Origin of the sequence: Hydrogenophaga sp., assembly GCF_031426985.1 — a bacterium.
Classification (GTDB): domain Bacteria; phylum Pseudomonadota; class Gammaproteobacteria; order Burkholderiales; family Burkholderiaceae_C; genus Hydrogenophaga.
Genome location: NZ_JASJOY010000197.1, coordinates 1 through 17,194 on the forward strand (window position 1 = coordinate 1; position 17,194 = coordinate 17,194).

Below are 17,194 nucleotides of genomic sequence, written 5' to 3' on the forward strand. Positions count from 1 at the left end.
TGTAGTACTGGCAGTACTTGATGACCTTGGGGTCCTTCAGCGCCTTGAGCTGGTCGCTGAACTTCACGTGGCTGGGCACCAGGTGCGACGGGTCGCTGTGGCTGAACAGCCAGAACAGCACCAGGGTGCCGAGCATGATGGCCGCGTACACCTGCGGCACCATGGTCCAGCCGAAGGCGACCAGCAGCACCGGGGCCACAAACTTGTTGACCGCCGAGCCCGAGTTGCCTGCGCCGTACACGCCCATGGCCATGCCCTGGCGGCTCTTGGGGAACCAGCGCGCGACGTAGGGCGTGCCGACCGAGAAGGAGCCGCCGGCCAGGCCGACGAACAGGCCGATGGTCAGGAAGTGCCAGTATTCGGTGGCGTAGCTCATCAGGTAGATCGCCGGCACGGTGATCGCCATCAGGATCGCCATGACGATGCGGCCGCCGAAGCGGTCGGTCCAGATGCCCAGCGGCACCCGGATCAGCGAGCCGGTGAGCACCGGCATCGCGGTCAGCAGACCGAATTCGGTCGCGTTGAGGTTCAGCATCTTCTTGATCGGGATGCCGATCACGCCGAACATCATCCAGACCATGAAGCAGACCGTGAACGCCAGCGTGCTGACGATCAGGACCGACCAGGCCTTTCTTTCATTCCTCAGTTCCGAAGCCATGTTTTTCTCCAAAGGACATGGCATGAATGTCCCTGTTCGGCGCAAGGCTGAACATCCACCGGAGGCACACACGACCACGGCAGAAGGAGGAGGCGCCCACGCAAGCCCATCGTCCGGAAGAACTACGCCTTTGGATTTTTCAGACCGGTTTGCGCCAGATCAAACAGGAAGGCGCTCCGGTTCTGGCTGACCTCGGGGTGAACGCCCGCTTGAACATAAGTAATTAATGAATTACATTCAAAACCATGCCAGCCCTGAGCACCCCCAAACAAGCCACCGAGCAGCGCCAGGCCAGCCTGGTGGCGGCCGCGCTGGCCCTGGCCGCGCAGCGCAGCCCGGCCGACGTGACCACCGCCGACCTGGCCTTGGCCGTGGGCATCACGCAGGGCGCGGTGTTCCGCCATTTCGAGAGCAAGGCCGCGATCTGGCTGGCGGTGATGGACACCGTCCACCACGACCTGCTGGCCCGCCTGCACGCGGCGGCCGAGACGCAAGCCCCGCCGCTGGTGGCGCTGCGCGCGGTGTTCATGGCGCACGTGGATTTCGTGCTGGAACAGCCCGGCGTGCCGCGGGTGATTTTTCAGGAGCTGCAGCGCCCCGAAGACACCCCGCTGAAGGCCCGCGTGCGCGGGCTGATGCAGGACTACCGCCACCTGATCACCGGCCTGCTGCAGCGGGCGCAGGCGGCGCGGCAGCTGGCACCGGGCACCAACCTGCAGGCCGCGGCCGTGCTGTTCATCGGCTCGGTGCAGGGGCTGGTGATGCAGTCGCTGCTGAGCGGCCAGGTGGCGGCCATCCGCCCGCTGGCGCCCGCCGTGTTCGACCTTTTTCAACAAGCGGTGGCCGCGCCGCCCAGCCGGACCCGGCGCAGCCCCCAGGAGACCCCCGCATGACGATGAAACCCCAAAACACGCGCCGCCTGCTGCTGGGCGGCCTGGCGCTCGCGCTGGTGGGCGCGCTGGCGTTTGTGGCACTGCGCACCGGGCCGCTGGCGCCGGTGAAGGTGCAGGTGACGCAGGTGACCCAGGGCCGTGTGGCGCCCGAGATTTTTGGCATTGGCCAGGTGGAGGCGCGGCGCAGCTGGATGGTGGGGCCGACGGTGGCCGGGCGCGTGCGCAGCGTGCAGGTGGATGTGGGCCAGACGGTGCTGCCGGGCCAGCCACTGGCCGAGATGGACCCGGTGGACCTGGACCAGCGGCTGGCGGCGCTGGACGCCTCGCTCGCCCGCGCACAGAGCGCGCAGCAGGCGGCGGGCGCGCAGGTGGCCGACGCGCAGGCGCGGCGCGCGCTGGCGGCGGCGAATCTGAAACGCAATGAAGACCTGGCACGGCAGGCCTTCATCAGCGCCGGGGCGCTGGAAGCGCGGTCGCAGGAGGTCGCGTCGGCCAGCGCGGGCGTGGCCGCCGCACAGGCCAACCTGAGCGGCAGCGCACAGGACATGGCGCGGCTGCGCGCCGAGCGCGCGGCGCTGGCCCAGCAGCGCGGCAACCTGAAACTGGTGGCACCGGCGGCGGCGGTGGTGACCGCCCGCGAGGCCGAGGCCGGCACCACGGTGGTGGCCGGCCAGGCCGTGCTGCGGCTGATAGACCCGGCCAGCCTGTGGGTGAAGCTGCGGGTGGACCAGGGCCGCAGCGCCGGGCTAGCACCGGGACTGGTGGCGCGCATCACCCTGCGCTCGCGGCCGGGTGAAACGCTGGCCGGCAAGGTCACGCGGGTCGAGGCGCTGGCCGACGCCGTGACCGAGGAGCGGCTGGCGATGGTGGCGTTTGACGCGCCGCCCGCGGGCGTGTCGCTGGGCGCTTCGGTGGGCGAGATGGCCGAGGTGACACTGCAGCTGCCGCCCACGGCCGAGCGCCCGCTGCTGCCCAACGCGGCGGTGGTGCAGCACGAGGGCCGCACCGGCGTGTGGCGGCTCCAGGACGGCGCGCTCAGCTTCGCGCCGGTGACGCTGGGCGTGCAGGGCCTGGACGGCCAGGTGCAGGTGCTGGACGGCCTGAACGTGGGCGACACGGTGGTGCGCTACAGCCAGAGCGCGCTCAAGCCCGGCACGCGCATCGCGGTGGTGGAGCAGCTGGTGCCGGCGGGGGCCAAAAAGTGATCAGCCTAGCGGGCCGCGACATCCTGCACGGCTGGAGCAAGTACGTGCTGACCGGGCTGGGCCTGGGGCTGCTGATCGGCGTGACGCTGACCATGGCGGGCGTGTACCGCGGCATGGTGGACGACGCGCACGCGCTGCTGTCCAACAGCCGCGCCGACCTGTGGGTGGTGCAGAAAGACACGCAGGGTCCGTACGCCGAATCGTCGAGCCTCAAGGACGACGTGGTGCGCAGCGTGCGCGGCATGCCGGGCGTGGCGGCGGCGGCCAACGTCGCCTACCTCACCATGCAGGTGCAGCAAGGCGGCCAGGACAGTCGCGTGATGGTGGTTGGCATGGAGCCCGGCATGCCCGGCGCGCCCGGCTACCTGGTGGCGGGCCGCCACATCACGCGCAACCACTACGAGGCGGTGGCCGATGTGAAGACCGGCTTTGCGCTGGGCGATGTGGTGCGCATCCGCCGCCACGATTACACCGTGGTGGGGCTGACGCGGCGCATGGTGTCGTCGGGCGGCGACCCGATGCTGTTCGTGCCCATGAAGGACGCGCAGGAAACGCAGTTCCTGAAAGACAACGACGCCATCGTCAACGAGCGCGCGCGCACCGCCGCCAACCCGGCCTTCAACCGCCCGGGCAGCCCCGGCCTGCTCGAAGCGGTGCAGGCCCTGCAGACCAGCAGCCGCAGCGTGAACGCGGTGCTGGTGCAGATCGCGCCCGGCTTCACCGCCGAACAGGTGGCCGAGCCGATCCGGCGCTGGAAGCACCTGAGCGTGCACACCCGCGACCAGATGGAAGACATCCTGATCGTCAAGCTGATCGCCAATTCGGCCAAACAGATCGGCATGTTCCTCGTCATCCTGGCGGTCGTGAGCGCGGCCATCGTGGCCTTCATCATCTACACCATGACCATGGGCAAGCTGCGCGAGATCGCGGTGCTCAAGCTCATCGGCACGCGCGACCGCACCATCGCCGGCATGATCCTGCAGCAGGCGCTGGGCCTGGGCCTGATCGGCTTTGCGGTGGGCAAGGTGGCGGCCACGCTCTGGGCGCCGGCCTTCCCCAAATTCGTGCTGCTGCTGCCGGGCGATTCGGTCACCGGCCTGGTGCTCACGCTGGTGATCTGCGCGCTGGCCAGCACGCTGGCGATCCGGGTGGCGCTGAAGGTGGACCCGGGCGCGGCGATCGGATGAACCCCATGACAAATCTCTCTCAAGGCGGCATCCTGATCGAAGGCCTGCGCAAGGTCTACGGCCACGGCGACACGGCCGTGGAAGCCCTGAAACACGTGAACATGCAGGTGGCGCCCGGCGAGGTGGTCGGCCTGGTCGGGCCCTCGGGCTCGGGCAAGAGCACGCTGCTCAAGTGCCTGGGCGCCATCATCGAACCCACCAGCGGCAAGATGACGCTGGGCAACGAGGTGATCTACGACAACGGCTGGACCGTGAACGACCTGCGCGCGTTGCGGCGCGACCGCATCGGCTTCGTCTTCCAGGCGCCCTACCTGATTCCGTTTCTGGACGTGACCGACAACGTGGCCCTGCTGCCCATGCTGGCGGGCCAGCCGAACGCACAGGCGCGCGAACGCGCGCTGGAACTGCTGACCGCGCTGGACGTGCAGCACCGCGCCCAGGCCGAGCCCTCGCAACTCTCGGGCGGTGAACAGCAGCGGGTGTCCATCGCCCGCGCGCTGGCCAACAAGCCGCCGGTGATCCTGGCCGACGAGCCCACCGCGCCGCTGGACAGCGAGCGCGCGCTGGCCGTGATGCGCATCCTCAACCAGATGGCGCGGCAGGCGCAGACCGCCATCATCGTGGTGACGCACGACGAAAAGATCATCCCGACCTTCAAGCGGATCTACCACATCCGCGACGGCCAGACGGTGGAAGAAGCCGGCGAAGGCCGCGCACTGGACGACACCCCCACCCCCGCAACCCCTTGAGCACAGGAGACTCCATGACCCCGTCACGACCCCTGAAAATCCTGGCCGGCATCGCCGTGGTGTTCGGCGCGCTCACCGTGTTCAGCGGCTGGCAGGGCCTGTTTGGCGACGCCGCCACCCGCGCGGCGCTGGGCCACACCGTGGGCTATGTGCTGTGGTTCAACTTTCTGGCGGGTTTCGCCTATGTGGCGGCCGGGCTGGGCCTGTGGCGCGGCGAGCGCTGGGGGCGGTGGCTCGCGACGGCACTGGCGCTGGGCACCGCCCTGGTGGCCGCGGCCTTCGGGCTGCATGTGCTGGGCGGCGGCGCCTTCGAAATGCGCACTGTGGGCGCGCTGGCGCTGCGCCTGGGCTTCTGGGCGGTGGTGGCGGTGGTGGCTCAGCGGGCAGCGACGGCGCGCACCTGAGCGGCCGGCCGGTGCGCCTCGGAGCGCACGTTTCGGGCGGCGCCGAGATCCCGCCCCGGCGGGTGCACGCAATCGTCCACCCGCTGGGCGCGGCGGGCCAGGACGCGGCCGACCTGCGCTCAGTCGGGCGCGTCGTCCAGCGGCGCCAGTGGATCGCCGCCCGGGTTCAGCCGCGTGGCGCTGGCCTGCAGGCGGGCCAGCATCTCGCTCAGCAGCCGCCGCTCCGCCGCGCTGAAAGGCGCCAGCAGTTCACGCTGGATGGCGGCGATGCGCGGGAACACCACGGCGTAAACGCGCCGGCCTTCGTCGGTCAGGAACACATGCACTTCACGCCGGTCGGACGGCTTGGGCTCGCGCCGCACCAGGCCTTTGTCGGCCAGCGCGGTGAGGGCGCGCGAGGTGCGGGCGCGGTCGAGCATGGCGTGCACCGCCAGTTTGGACGACTGCACGCCCTCGACCTGCGCCAGGTAGGACAGCACCCGCCATTCGCGCCGGGTGATGCCGAACTCGCGCTCGCACATGCGCACCACCAGCGGCCCGGCGGTGGCGTGGACGCGGTAGAGCCGGTAGAGCAGCAGGTCGTCTTGCTGCTGCGGTTCCTGCAGCGGGTCGGTGTCGTTGCGCATGGGCCAGTCGGGTTCAGGGAAAACACCGGGAAGGATTGATTTCTGCAATTGATTGTCGGCCCCTAGCATGCGGCCCTGCAGCGGGGCAAACCCGTTTGACACACATCAACCCGGAGACCGCCCATGCACAAACGCACCCTGCTGGCCAGCGCCCTGTCGCTGACCGCCCTGACCGGCTTGGCCCTGCCGGCGCAGGCGCAGGACCAGCCGCCGCTGAAGATCGTGGTCGGCTTTCCGCCCGGCGGCTCGGCCGACCTGCTGGCGCGGCTGATGGCCGAGGGGCTGAAAAACGACTTTTCCCAGGTGATCGTGGAGAACAAGCCGGGCGCGGGCGGCCGCATCGCGCTGGGCCAGGTCAAGCGCGCGCCGGCCGACGGGCAGACGGTGATCCTTCTGCCCAGCGGCCCCATGGTGCTGTTCCCGCACGTCTACAAAAAGCTGGACTACGACGCGGTGGCGGACTTCACGCCCATCTCGCAGATCGCGCACTTCCAGTTCAGCGTGGTCGCCGGCCCCGCCGCGGGCGCCAAGACCGTGGCCGAGATGCTGGCCAAGGCCAAGGCCAAGGCAGCGCCCGGCGCCGCCACCTACGGCACGCCGGGGTCGGGCACGCTGCCGCATTTCATGGGCGTGCTGTTCGGCCAGAAGGCCGGCGCCGAGCTGACCCACGTGCCCTTCCAGGGCGGCGGCCCGGCCAACACGGCGCTGCTGGGCGGGCACATCCACTACAAGTTCGACGTGGTGACCGAAACCGCCGAACTGCACCGCGCGGGCAAGGTGCGCATCATCGGCGTGACCGGTGCCCAGCGCGACCCGCAGGTGCCCGAGGTGCCCACATTGAAAGAACAGGGCGTGGACATGGTGGCCACCGCCTGGTTTGCCATGTACGGGCCAGCCGGCCTCAAGCCCCAGGTGCGCGACCGCATCAGCGCCGCCGTGGCCCAGGCGGTGCGCACGCCCGCACTGCGTGCCAAACTGATTGAGCAGGGCTACGAACCGGTGGGCTCCACGTCCGCCGAACTGGCCACCGCTCAGGCCACTGACCTCAAACGCTGGGAGGCCCCGATCAAGGCCACCGGCGTGCAACTGGACTGACCCTTTTTATCGAGACCCCCATGAACCTGACCCGTCGCCACACCCTCGCCGCCCTGGCCTGCACCGCGCTGTCTGCACTGGGCAGCACCGCCGCCCTGGCCCAAGCCGCGTACCCGGCCAAGACCGTCACCCTGGTCAACAATTTCCCGCCCGGGGGGCCGTCGGACATCCTGGCGCGGTCGGTCGCGGCGAGCTTGCAGGAGTCGCTCAAGCAGAGCTTCATCGTGGAGAACAAGGCCGGTGCCAGTGGCAACATCGGCGCGGCCCAGGTCGCCAAGTCGGCGCCCGACGGCTACACCGTGCTGTTCGGCATCGACACCGCCTTCACCGTCAACCCGCACCTCTACCCCAGCATGCCGTTCAAGCCCGGCGACCTCAAGCCGGTGGTGATCATGGCGTCATCCGGCCTGCTGATCGGCACCCACCCCGCCACCGGCATCAAGACCTTTGGCGACCTGCTGAGCAAGGGCCGCCAGAAATCGCTGAACTTCAGTTCGGGTGGCAATGGCAGCCCGGGCCACCTCGCCGCGGCCGTGCTCTCCAACAGCACGCCGGTCCGGATCACCCACATCCCCTACAAGGGCAACACCCCGGCCGTGACCGCCGTGCTCAGCGGCGAGGTCGATGGCGGCATCCTGGCCACGCCCGGCATGCTGCCCCATGTGCAGGCCGGCAAGATCAACCCCCTGGCCGTGACCAGCGCCCGCCGCTCGCAGCTGGCCCCGCAACTGCCCACCGTGGCCGAGCTGGGTCTGAAGGCGCTGGAGCTGGAGGTGCTGTACCTGGTCATGGTGCCGGCGGCCACGCCCGACACTGTGGTGCAGACACTGGCCAAGGGCATCAACGAGGCACTGCAACGACCCGACATGAAGGAGCGCATGAAGTCGCTGGACCTGTTCTACGAAGGACTGACCGGCGCCGCCGCCTCCAAACGGCTGTCGGACATGCAGCAACGTTACGGCGCGATCGTGCAGTCGACCGGCATGAAGGCGGACTGAGATGGCCGCGAAGCGCCCCAACATCATCTACGTCGTCAGCGACGACCTCGGCTACGCCGACCTGGGCTGCTACGGCGGCCGACCCGCCGGCTTCGGCGCCGTTTCACCGCACATCGACGCGCTGGCCGCGGGCGGCCTGAAGCTCACCGAGGGCTATAGCAACTCGCCGGTGTGTTCGCCCACGCGTTTTGCCATGGCCACCATGCGCTGGCAGTACCGCCTGCGCGGCGCGCTGGACGAACCGATCAACAGCCGCAGCAAGGGCAGTGCGACGCTGGGCCTGCCACCCGAGATGCCGACCCTGCCCTCGCTGCTGAAAGACGCGGGCTACCGCACCGCGCTGGTCGGCAAGTGGCACCTGGGCTACCCGCCGCACTTTGGCCCGCGGCGTTCGGGTTACGAGGAGTTCTTCGGCATCATGGCCGGCGGGGTCGACTACTTCACCCACTGCAGCGGCGCCGGCGACCACGACCTCTACCTCAACGAGGACAGCCACAAGGAAGTGGGCTACCTGACCGACGTGTTCTCGCGCAAGGCGGTCGAACAGGTCCAGGCCCGCGCCGACGAAGCCCGCGCCGGCACGCCCTTCTTCCTGAGCCTGCACTACACCGCGCCGCACTGGCCCTGGGAGACGCGCGACGACGCGCACGTGGCGCCCGAGGTGGCGAAGAACCTGTTCCACCTGCAGGGCGGCAGCGTCGAGGCCTACCGCCGCATGATCCACCACATGGACGAGGGCATCGGCTGGCTGGTGGCGGCGCTGCGTGAAGAAGGCCTGCTGGAGAACACGCTGATCGTCTTCACCAGCGACAACGGCGGCGAGCGGTTCAGCGACAACTGGCCGCTGGTGGGCGGCAAGATGGACCTGACCGAGGGCGGCATCCGCGTGCCCTGGATCGCGCACTGGCCGGCGGTGATCCCGCCCGGCTCGGTCAGCGGCCAGCACTGCCTGACCATGGACTGGTCGGCCACCATGCTCGAACTCGGTGGCGGCCAGCCGCACCCGGACTACCCGCTGGACGGGGTGTCGCTGGCGGCGCTGCTGAACGATCCGGCGCACCGTTTCGAGCGGCCGATGCACTGGCGCATGAACCACCGCGGCCAGCGCGCGCTGCGCGAAGGCGACTGGAAGTACCTGATGGTCGACGGCCACGAGTACCTGTTCAACATCGCCGCCGACGCGCGCGAGCGCGCCAACCGCGCGCCGCTGGAGCCGCAACGCCTGGCCGACATGCGCGCGCGCTGGGAGGCCTGGAACGCGACCATACCGCCGATCCCGGCCGACGCCAGCGTCAGCCTGGGCTACGGCGCCCAGGCCATGCCGCAACGCTGAGGCCGCCGCGGCGGCCGTGCGCGGGGCTGGGGCCCCCTGGGGGCAAGGGGGGGCAAAAGGGGCATGCGGCGCCGTGGCGGCACGGAGGCGGTCTGACCCAGCTTGTCCGGCGGCGCAGCTCGCCAGCCCCGCCTGCGCCGGCCCTCAGGCCAGCCGGAGGTTGGTGGCGTACACCGCGGCCTGCACACGTGAGCTGAGACCGAGCTTGCGCAGGATGTGCTGCACATGGATCTTCACCGTGGTCTCGGCGATGTCCAGCTCGCGCGCGATCAGCTTGTTGCTGTCGCCGCGCGCGATCAGCAGCAGGATCTCGCGCTCGCGCGGCGACAGCAGGTCCGCGCCCGCCGCGGCTTCGCGCACCGGCTCCAGCGGCGCCGGCGCGCTGACCGGTGCATGGGTCGGCAAGGGCTGCGGCACAGGCGAAGGCAAGCCCGCCGACGGGCGCGAACGGAACACCGCCACCAGCTTGGTCATCATCTCCGGGCTGATGACCGATTCGCCGTTCATCACCTTGACGATGGTTTCGCACAGCTGGTCGGACTCCACCGTCTTGAGCAGGTAACCGTCGGCGCCGGCCTGCAGCGCCCCGGCCAGGTCGTTCTCGTTCTCGCTCACCGTCAGCATCAGCACCCGCGCGGTGGGCGCCGCCTCCTTGAGCGCCGGGATCGCGTCGATGCCGCGCACGCCGGGCAGGTGGTTGTCCAGCAGGATCACGTCGGGCCGCTGGTGCTGCACACAGCGCAGCGCCTCCCCGACATCACCGGCCTCGGCGATCACTTCGAATCGATCGTCCTGCTCCAGCAAGGCCTTCAGGCCGCGGCGGAACAGGTTGTGGTCATCAACCAGCAGCAGCTGAATGGGTGGGCTCATGGGGTGGTCAGTACGGATTCGGACACATTCAGGCCCACGGTGCCCACGCTGATGGCGGTCACGGGGTCGGTCGGCAGGGTCAGGGTGACGGAGGTGCCCTGCCCCGGTTGGGACTGGATCTGCACCGTGGCGCCGATCCGTTCGGCCCGCTCGCGCATGATCTTGGTGCCCACGTGGGTTTCACCGTGCCGCTGCGCGGTGTCGAACCCGCTCCCGTTGTCGCGCACCACGAAGCGCCACTGCGCGCCCTTGTGCACGTCCAGGCTCACGTGGCTGGCACCGGCGTGCTTGCGCACGTTGGACAGGGCTTCCTGCACCACGTGCAGCACCTGCACCTGCACGTCGGCCGGCAGGGGCAGCCCGTCGCCGTCGAGCTGCAGGCGCGTGGGCAGGCCGGTCTGGTGCTGGAACTTCTGCAGCGTTTCCTGCAGCGCCGCCTGGATGTCGCCGGTGTTGGTGCGGGTGCGAAAGTGCACCAGCAGCTCGCGCACATCGTTGATGCTTTCCTTCAGGCCGGTGTCGAGCTCGTCCAGCGTGGACTGCACCTTCTCGGGCTGCTGCTTCTGCACCGCGCTGCGCAGCAGCTGGGCCTGGATTTTCAGGAACGCCAGCGACTGGGCGATCGAATCGTGCAGCTCGCGCGCCAGCAAGGCGCGCTCTTCGCCGACGGCCGCCTCGCGCTCCAGCGCGGCCGCGCGCAGGCCTTCGAGCGCGCTGGCCAGGTGGCTGGCCAGCGCGTCCAGCAACTCGGTTTCATCGACGCTGAGCTGCACCTCGCTGCGGAAGAACAGGTCGATCTCGCCGATCAGGCGCTGCTGCAGCCGCACCGGCACGCTCACCAGGTTCTGGTAGCCCACCCGCGCGCAGTGGCGCATGGGCGCGGCCTCGTGGTTGTGGATGGGGATGACCCGCGTGCGCGCATCGGGCGCCAGGTTGCCGCAGGCGCAGGCGCCGGCGATCAGGCTGCGTTCTTCGGCCTGCATCTCCTGCGGGAAACAGTCGGACGCCAGCATCAGGTAACGCTGGTTGGCCTCGTCGGACCAGCGCACCACCACCGCGTCGGCCCTCATGACCGTGCGCACGCGCTGCGAGAAGCCCTTGGACAGTTCTTCGATGGTGTTGGCCTTGGCCAGGAAGGCGCTGACCTCGTACAGCGCTTCGAGCCGCGCGCGCTGGGCCTCGACGCGCTCGGTCTTGGCCGCCACCTTGGCCTCCAGCCCCTGGTAGAGCGACTGCAGGGTGGCCGCCATGCGGTTGAAGCCGGCCGCCACCTGCCCGAACTCGTCCTGCGAGTCCACATCGATCCGGGTGCCGAACTGGCCACCCTCGACCTGCGCCAGCCCGCGCCGCAGGTGCGCCAGCGGGTTGATCACATATTGGTAACCGGTGAACAGCATGACCACGGCGGCCGCGATCGCCAGCGCCATCATGGCGAACTGGAACAGGTTGAGCAGCGCCGTGAAGCCCGAGAGCTGGTGTTCGATGGCCAGCACCAGGCGGTCGATGGCCATCACGAATTCATCGGCCGTGTGCAGCAGCACCGGGTCGTCGGGCTGCATCGGCGCCGTCCACAGCGCGCGCTGCTGCTGCCACAGCCGCTCGACGCTGGTGAACTCGCGCCGGACGTCCGGGTCCCAGGGCACGAAGAGCGGCCGCGTGGCATCGCCCTCGCGCAGCAGGGCCAGGCCTTCGTCGAAGCGCTGCACCAGCGCCTGCACCTCGGCGTCCGGCCGCCCGGCCTGCACCGCACTGGTCAGGCGCCAGGTCTGCATGCGCATGCGCCCGGCCTCGTTGACGGCGGCGGCGCCGCCTTCGAGCTGCCAGGTCACCCACAGGGTCAGGCCGATCGAGGCCAGCGCCAGCACCAGCAGGGCCGCACCGATGCGGACCAGCTTGGCGGACAGGGAGGCGTTTTGGCTCATCGTTCAGAGGAGGCTGGCGGCAGGCGTGATCGAAGCGAAACCTGTGGAAAAGAACCCGGTGGAATCCGATTCTGAGGGCTGCGACCATCGCCACAACCAGAAAAAAGGGGAACGCCGTGACACCGGCGGCAGCTCCCCCGTGCACCAGGCCTTGCAGCCCGTGGCTGGCCTGCCGGGCCAGCGCCCGAAGAAGGGGGCACTGTAACCGTTCAAACGCCGAGGTCATCGGCGTCATCGGGTCACGCGGCTAGAAAGATTCATAGAATATGAATCTTTCTAGCCCACCCGCCATGACCCACGTTGTCACCGAGGCCTGCATCCGGTGCCGCTACACGGACTGCGTCGATGTCTGCCCGACCGACGCCTTCCGCGCTGGCCGGAACATGCTGGTCATCCGCCCGGACGACTGCATCGACTGCGCCGTCTGCGTGCCCGAATGCCCGGTATCGGCCATTTTCTTCGATGCCGACGTGCCGTCAACACAGCGCCGGTTCATCCCCATCAACGCCGAGCTCAGCGAAGACTGGCCCGTCATCACCCGCAGCGTGGCCGCCCTGCCCGACGCCGATGAATGGGCCCAGGTCCAGGACAAGGCCAGCGAACTGGACCGGCGCGATCCGGCCCACACGGACACCCCATGAGCACCGCCCAACCCCCGACGAACGACCCGGTCACCCGCTCGCTGTACGAGAGCCGCATCAAGATCTACCCGCGCTCGGTCACCGGCGTCTTTGCGCGCTGGCGCTGGGTCATGGTGTGGGTCACGCAGCTGTTCTTCTACGGCATGCCCTGGCTGCAGTGGAACGGGCGCCAGGCCCTGCTGTTCGACCTGGAACAGCGCCGCTTCTATGTGCTGGGCCTGGTGCTGCAGCCGCAGGACTTCATCTACCTCGCGGCCCTGCTGGTGATCAGCGCGCTGGCGCTGTTCTTCTTCACCGCCATCGCCGGGCGCCTGTGGTGCGGCTACGCCTGCCCGCAGACGGTCTACACCGAGATGTTCCTGTGGATCGAGCGCAAGACCGAAGGCGACCGCTCGGCCCGCATGCGGCTGGACGCCCAGCCCTGGTCGCTGCACAAGCTCTCGCGCAAGGGCGCCAAGCAGGCCGGCTGGATCGGCCTGGCGCTGCTCACCGGCTTCACCTTCGTGGGCTTCTTCCACCCGATCCGCGAACTGGCGCCAGCGCTGCTGGACCCGGCGCAGTCGCCCTGGCTGTGGTTCTGGGTGCTGTTCTACGCCGCGGCCACCTACGGCAACGCCGGTTACCTGCGCGAGCAGATGTGCAAGTACATGTGCCCCTACGCCCGCTTCCAGAGCGCGCTGATCGACATGGACTCGCTGGTCATCGCCTACGACGGCGCGCGCGGCGAAAGCCGCGGCCCGCGCTCGCGCAAGGCCGAAGAACGCCCCGCCGGCCTGGGCGACTGCGTGGACTGCACCCTGTGCGTGCAGGTCTGCCCGACCGGCATAGACATCCGCAACGGCCTGCAGAACGAATGCATCGCCTGCGCGGCCTGCATCGACGTGTGCGACGACGTGATGGACAAGATGGGTTACCCCCAGGGCCTGATCCGCTACACCACCGGCAACGCCGTGGCCCAGGGCTGGAGCGCGCGCCAGATGCTGCGGCGCGTCTGGCGCCCGCGCGTGCTGATCTATGGCGCCCTGCTCGCCGCGCTGAGCGTGGCCTGGCTCTGGAGCCTGGGCCACCGCAGCGACGTCAGCGCCGTGCTGATCAAGGACCGCGGCTCGCTGGCGCGCATGGTCCAGCGGGGCGCGATCGAAAACACCTACCGGCTGCAGGTGACCAACAGCCAGGAAACGGCGCGCGACTACCGCCTGGACGTGCAGGGCGTGCCGGGCCTGCGCATCGACTCGGCCACCACCCTTTCGGTGGGCGCGGCCAGCAGCGCCTCGGTGCCCTTGCGCCTGGTGCTGCCCGCCGACGCCGCCCAGCGCCACGCGGGCCAGACGCTGCACGCCACCGTGCAGATCGTGCCGGTGGACGCGGCGGGCGGGGGCCGGCCGGCCGCGCGCGTCGAGGCGGCCTTCATCGTGCCCCGCTGATCCGCCACGGCCACGCACGGCCTGCGTGCGCCGCGCTGGCGCACACGCCGTGGCCGGCCCACCGGGTCCGTCACAGGCCGGGCGGGGTCGTTCGTCCGGATGCCCGGACTCGGTCGAAGGGAATATGCCCTCGAAATGTTTTTCATGGCCCAATACATGCATTGGCAATGAATCTTTAAAAGGACACCCATGACCACCGTCGCCCAAGAACGCCTCTCCGAGCAACAGGCCATCGGCCAGATCGCCGTCGACCTGCCCGGCGCCACCGCCGTTTTCCGCCGCCTCAAGCTGGACTTCTGCTGCGGCGGCCAGGTGCCGCTGGCACAGGCCTGCGCCAGCAAAGGGCTGGACACCGCGGCCGTGCTGGCCGAGCTGGCCGGCCTGCAACGCGACGACCAGGCGCCCGACGCGCAGGACCCGGCGGCGCTGATCGACCACATCCTCACGCGCTACCACGCGGTGCACCGCGAGCAGTTGCCCGAGCTGATCCGCATGGCGCGGCGCGTGGAGGCGGTGCACCGCGACCACCCGGCCGTGCCCGCGGGCCTGGCGGACCTGCTCGAAAACATGGAAGTCGAGCTGCTGGAGCACATGGAGAAAGAAGAACAGGTGCTGTTCCCCGCCATCGAAAGCGGTGCCGCCGGCCTGGGCAGCCCCATCGGCACGATGCGCGACGAACACACCGGCCACGGCGCGCTGCTGGACCAGCTGGCCGCCCTGACCCAGGACCACACCCCGCCGCCCGGCGCCTGCAACACCTGGCGCGCCCTGTTCGCCGGCACCGCGCAGCTGACCGACGACCTGATCAGCCACATCCACCTGGAGAACAACGTGCTGTTCCCCCGGTTTGAAACCGCCGGCGGTTGCGGCGGCGCCTGCAGCTGCGCCTGATGGCCACTGACGCCCGGCGCGGGCGGCCCTGACCGGCCGCGCCTGCACCGGAGCACGCGCTCAGCGCGGCACCAGGAACGTGGTCTTTTCGTCCAGCTGGATGTCCGCGTCGTTCTGCGACCGCAGCTGGAACACGATGGGATGTGAGCCGCTGCCCGCTCCCGGCGGGACCTGCACCCGCACGGCCACGGAGCGCACCTCGGTGGGCAGCACCTCGACCAGCGGCTCGGACGCGAGGGTGATGCCCTCCATGCCGGTCACGGCCAGGCCCACCCGCTGCAGGTCTTCGGTGGCGTTCATGATCTGCAGGCGGTAGACGTTTTCGATCCGGCCTTTTTCCACCATGCGCGCCAGGGCGCCTCGGTCGCGGATCACGTCCACCTTCATGGGCACGCGCAGATACAGGCTCACGCCCACGGCCACCGCGATGGCGGCCAGCACGGCCGAATAGATCAGCACCCGCGGGCGCAGGGCGCGGCGCACGATCTGCGCCGTGTCCCAGCCACCGGTCAGTGCGTTCTGGGTCGAGTACTTGACCAGGCCGCGCGCGTAGCCGAACTTGTCCATCACCTCGTCGCACACGTCGGCGCAGGCGCCGCAGCCGATGCACTCGTACTGCAGGCCCTGGCGGATGTCGATGCCGGTGGGGCAGACCTGCACGCACAGGGTGCAGTCCACGCAGGAACCCAGGCCCTTGTCCTTCGGGTCCACCTTCTTGCCGCGCGCGCCGCGCGGTTCGCCGCGGGCGCTGTCGTAGGTCACGATCAGGGTGTCCTTGTCGAACATGGCGCTCTGGAAGCGGGCGTAGGGGCACATGTACTTGCAGACCTGCTCGCGCATGAAGCCGGCGTTGCCGTAGGTGGCAAAGCCGTAGAAGAAGATCCAGAAGGTCTGCCAGGCGCCCATGGTGCCGGCCAGCGCCTCGGCCATCTGGTGGCGGATCGGGGTGAAGTAGCCCACGAAGGTGAAGCCGGTCCACAGCGCGAACAGCACCCAGGCCAGGTGCTTGGCGCCGCGGCGACCGAACTTGGCGCCGCTCAGGGGCGCATCGTCCAGGCGGATGCGGGCCGCGCGCTCGCCTTCGATCGTCTTTTCGATCCACATGAAGATCTCGGTATAGACCGTCTGCGGGCAGGCGTAGCCGCACCACAGGCGGCCGGCCACGGCGGTGAACAGGAACAGCGAGAGCGCCGCCATCACCAGCAGGCCGGTGAGGTAGATGAAGTCCTGCGGGTACAGCACCAGGCCGCCCAGGTAGAAGCGGCGCGAGAGCAGGTCGAACAGCACCGCCTGGCGACCGTTCCAGTGGAACCAGGGCAGCGCGTAATACAGTATCTGGGTGAACCAGACGGCGGCCCAGCGCAGGCGGGTGAAGGTGCCGGTGACCGAACGGGTCTGGATCTTCTTGCGCGACTCGTAGAGGGAAATCTCGACCTCGTCGGGCTCGTGGACCGGGGAGTCCCCCAGGGGCGGGTTCGCGGTGCTCGTGGACATGATGGGTGGGGCCTTGGTGGTGTCTCGGGGTGGCCCGGACCAGCTCGGTGGCCGGTGCGCGGGCGCGCCAGGGTCTTTCCCAAGATCCGTGCCAAGGCACAAAGCCCAACAAAATCAGCCACTTGCCTGCAACGCCAGGCCGCCTGAAGGCCGCACCAACTGCCACAACCGCCATTTCTGGCAGTCCAGGCAGATCCACCGGCGCCCGGCCACCGACAAAAAGTGCATGAAAAAAGTGCAGTCGCCACCAACCCCCGTCTTGAAAAGGCCGGGACCCACCCTTATCATTAGCACTCGCTGGAGATGAGTGCTAACACCGCTCCAAGTGATCGACGGCTCACCCCGTCCTCCTTTTTTCTTTCCGTTCCATTTCAGGAGATGCAATGAACCTTCGTCCTCTCGCCGATCGCGTGATCGTCAAGCGCATTGACAGCGAAACCAAGACCGCCTCGGGCATCGTCATCCCCGACGCCGCCGCCGAGAAGCCCGACCAGGGCGAAATCCTGGCTGTCGGTCCCGGCAAGAAAAACGACAAGGGCGAACTGTCCGCCATGAACGTCAAGGTCGGTGACCGCGTTCTGTTCGGCAAGTACAGCGGCCAGACCGTCAAGGTCGACGGCAACGAACTGCTGGTCATGAAGGAAGACGACCTGTTCGCGGTCGTCGAGTCCAAGTGATTTTGCGGGACTGACCGACCGACGCGCTGTGCGCCCGGTCGCTCTGTCCCCAACTGATTAACTTTTCAATATTCCGGAGAAATCAACATGGCAGCAAAAGACGTCATTTTCGGCGGCGAAGCCCGCG

17 protein-coding genes are annotated in these 17,194 nt (G+C 69.0%); 12 read left to right on the forward strand and 5 right to left on the reverse strand.

Going from position 1 to position 17,194, the window contains the following annotated elements:
- Window positions 1-658: MFS transporter (locus tag RMP09_RS20415; RefSeq protein ID WP_310567805.1), on the reverse strand; the 658-nt coding region annotated here is incomplete at its 3' end.
- A gap of 245 nt (window positions 659-903) precedes the next feature.
- On the opposite strand from RMP09_RS20415, the gene RMP09_RS20420 reads away from it, so the two are divergent.
- The 5 genes from RMP09_RS20420 to RMP09_RS20440 are packed head-to-tail and all read left to right on the forward strand — an operon-like array spanning window position 904 to window position 5,096.
- Complete coding sequence (locus RMP09_RS20420) at window positions 904-1,551, forward strand: TetR family transcriptional regulator (protein ID WP_310567806.1); 648 nt, start codon at window positions 904-906, stop codon at window positions 1,549-1,551.
- Window positions 1,548-2,756 (forward strand): efflux RND transporter periplasmic adaptor subunit, encoded by a 1,209-nt coding sequence (locus RMP09_RS20425; RefSeq protein ID WP_310567807.1) that lies wholly within the window; start codon window positions 1,548-1,550, stop codon window positions 2,754-2,756. The genes RMP09_RS20420 and RMP09_RS20425 overlap by 4 nt, the downstream gene beginning before the upstream one ends.
- On the forward strand, window positions 2,753-3,943 hold the full coding sequence (locus tag RMP09_RS20430; RefSeq protein ID WP_310567808.1) for an ABC transporter permease: 1,191 nt from the start codon (window positions 2,753-2,755) through the stop codon (window positions 3,941-3,943). The genes RMP09_RS20425 and RMP09_RS20430 overlap by 4 nt, the downstream gene beginning before the upstream one ends.
- Window positions 3,944-3,948: 5 nt before the next feature.
- Window positions 3,949-4,692: an ABC transporter ATP-binding protein gene (locus tag RMP09_RS20435; protein ID WP_310567809.1), complete on the forward strand. Its 744-nt coding sequence runs from the start codon at window positions 3,949-3,951 to the stop codon at window positions 4,690-4,692.
- A 14-nt stretch (window positions 4,693-4,706) separates the two neighbouring features.
- Window positions 4,707-5,096 carry a hypothetical protein gene (locus RMP09_RS20440; RefSeq protein ID WP_310567810.1) on the forward strand — a complete coding sequence of 130 codons (390 nt, stop codon included), beginning with the start codon at window positions 4,707-4,709 and terminating at the stop codon, window positions 5,094-5,096.
- Window positions 5,097-5,215: 119 nt separating this feature from the next.
- Here the strand turns inward: RMP09_RS20440 and RMP09_RS20445 are convergent, their stop codons facing one another.
- Window positions 5,216-5,722 carry a MarR family transcriptional regulator gene (locus RMP09_RS20445; protein WP_310567811.1) on the reverse strand — a complete coding sequence of 169 codons (507 nt, stop codon included), beginning with the start codon at window positions 5,720-5,722 and terminating at the stop codon, window positions 5,216-5,218.
- A gap of 123 nt (window positions 5,723-5,845) precedes the next feature.
- On the opposite strand from RMP09_RS20445, the gene RMP09_RS20450 reads away from it, so the two are divergent.
- From RMP09_RS20450 to RMP09_RS20460, 3 genes are read left to right on the forward strand one after another with little or no spacing between them, the layout of a single operon-like run.
- Entirely contained in the window at window positions 5,846-6,817 is a 972-nt protein-coding gene (locus RMP09_RS20450) for a Bug family tripartite tricarboxylate transporter substrate binding protein (protein WP_310567812.1), read from the forward strand.
- Window positions 6,818-6,837: 20 nt separating this feature from the next.
- Window positions 6,838-7,815, forward strand: coding sequence for a Bug family tripartite tricarboxylate transporter substrate binding protein (locus RMP09_RS20455; RefSeq protein WP_310567813.1), 978 nt, complete (start codon window positions 6,838-6,840; stop codon window positions 7,813-7,815).
- Between the two features lies 1 nt (window position 7,816).
- The gene (locus RMP09_RS20460; protein WP_310567814.1) at window positions 7,817-9,148 is read left to right on the forward strand and encodes a sulfatase; all 1,332 of its coding nucleotides are present in this window, start codon (window positions 7,817-7,819) and stop codon (window positions 9,146-9,148) included.
- 144 nt (window positions 9,149-9,292) lie between these two features.
- On the opposite strand, the gene RMP09_RS20465 is transcribed toward RMP09_RS20460, so the two are convergent.
- Together RMP09_RS20465 and RMP09_RS20470 are read right to left on the reverse strand one after the other, a co-directional pair.
- Window positions 9,293-10,018 (reverse strand): response regulator, encoded by a 726-nt coding sequence (locus RMP09_RS20465; RefSeq protein ID WP_310567815.1) that lies wholly within the window; start codon window positions 10,016-10,018, stop codon window positions 9,293-9,295.
- Window positions 10,015-11,940 (reverse strand): type IV pili methyl-accepting chemotaxis transducer N-terminal domain-containing protein, encoded by a 1,926-nt coding sequence (locus RMP09_RS20470; protein ID WP_310567816.1) that lies wholly within the window; start codon window positions 11,938-11,940, stop codon window positions 10,015-10,017. The genes RMP09_RS20465 and RMP09_RS20470 overlap by 4 nt, the downstream gene beginning before the upstream one ends.
- 290 nt (window positions 11,941-12,230) lie before the next feature.
- Here RMP09_RS20470 and fdxA point away from each other — a divergent pair, with 290 nt between their 5' ends.
- The 3 genes from fdxA to ytfE all read left to right on the forward strand — a co-directional run bounded on the left by fdxA (window position 12,231) and on the right by ytfE (window position 14,896).
- Complete coding sequence (fdxA, locus tag RMP09_RS20475; protein ID WP_310567817.1) at window positions 12,231-12,581, forward strand: ferredoxin FdxA; 351 nt, start codon at window positions 12,231-12,233, stop codon at window positions 12,579-12,581.
- Window positions 12,578-14,005: a cytochrome c oxidase accessory protein CcoG gene (gene ccoG, locus RMP09_RS20480; RefSeq protein WP_310567818.1), complete on the forward strand. Its 1,428-nt coding sequence runs from the start codon at window positions 12,578-12,580 to the stop codon at window positions 14,003-14,005. The genes fdxA and ccoG (RMP09_RS20480) overlap by 4 nt, the downstream gene beginning before the upstream one ends.
- A gap of 189 nt (window positions 14,006-14,194) precedes the next feature.
- Window positions 14,195-14,896 (forward strand): iron-sulfur cluster repair protein YtfE, encoded by a 702-nt coding sequence (gene ytfE, locus RMP09_RS20485; RefSeq protein ID WP_310567819.1) that lies wholly within the window; start codon window positions 14,195-14,197, stop codon window positions 14,894-14,896.
- A 60-nt stretch (window positions 14,897-14,956) separates the two neighbouring features.
- Here ytfE and ccoG (RMP09_RS20490) read toward each other — a convergent pair whose 3' ends face one another.
- Complete coding sequence (gene ccoG, locus RMP09_RS20490; protein WP_310567820.1) at window positions 14,957-16,390, reverse strand: cytochrome c oxidase accessory protein CcoG; 1,434 nt, start codon at window positions 16,388-16,390, stop codon at window positions 14,957-14,959.
- Window positions 16,391-16,773: 383 nt separating this feature from the next.
- Here ccoG (RMP09_RS20490) and RMP09_RS20495 point away from each other — a divergent pair, with 383 nt between their 5' ends.
- On the forward strand, window positions 16,774-17,067 hold the full coding sequence (locus RMP09_RS20495) for a co-chaperone GroES (protein ID WP_305334028.1): 294 nt from the start codon (window positions 16,774-16,776) through the stop codon (window positions 17,065-17,067).
- Window positions 17,068-17,194 lie beyond the last annotated feature (127 nt).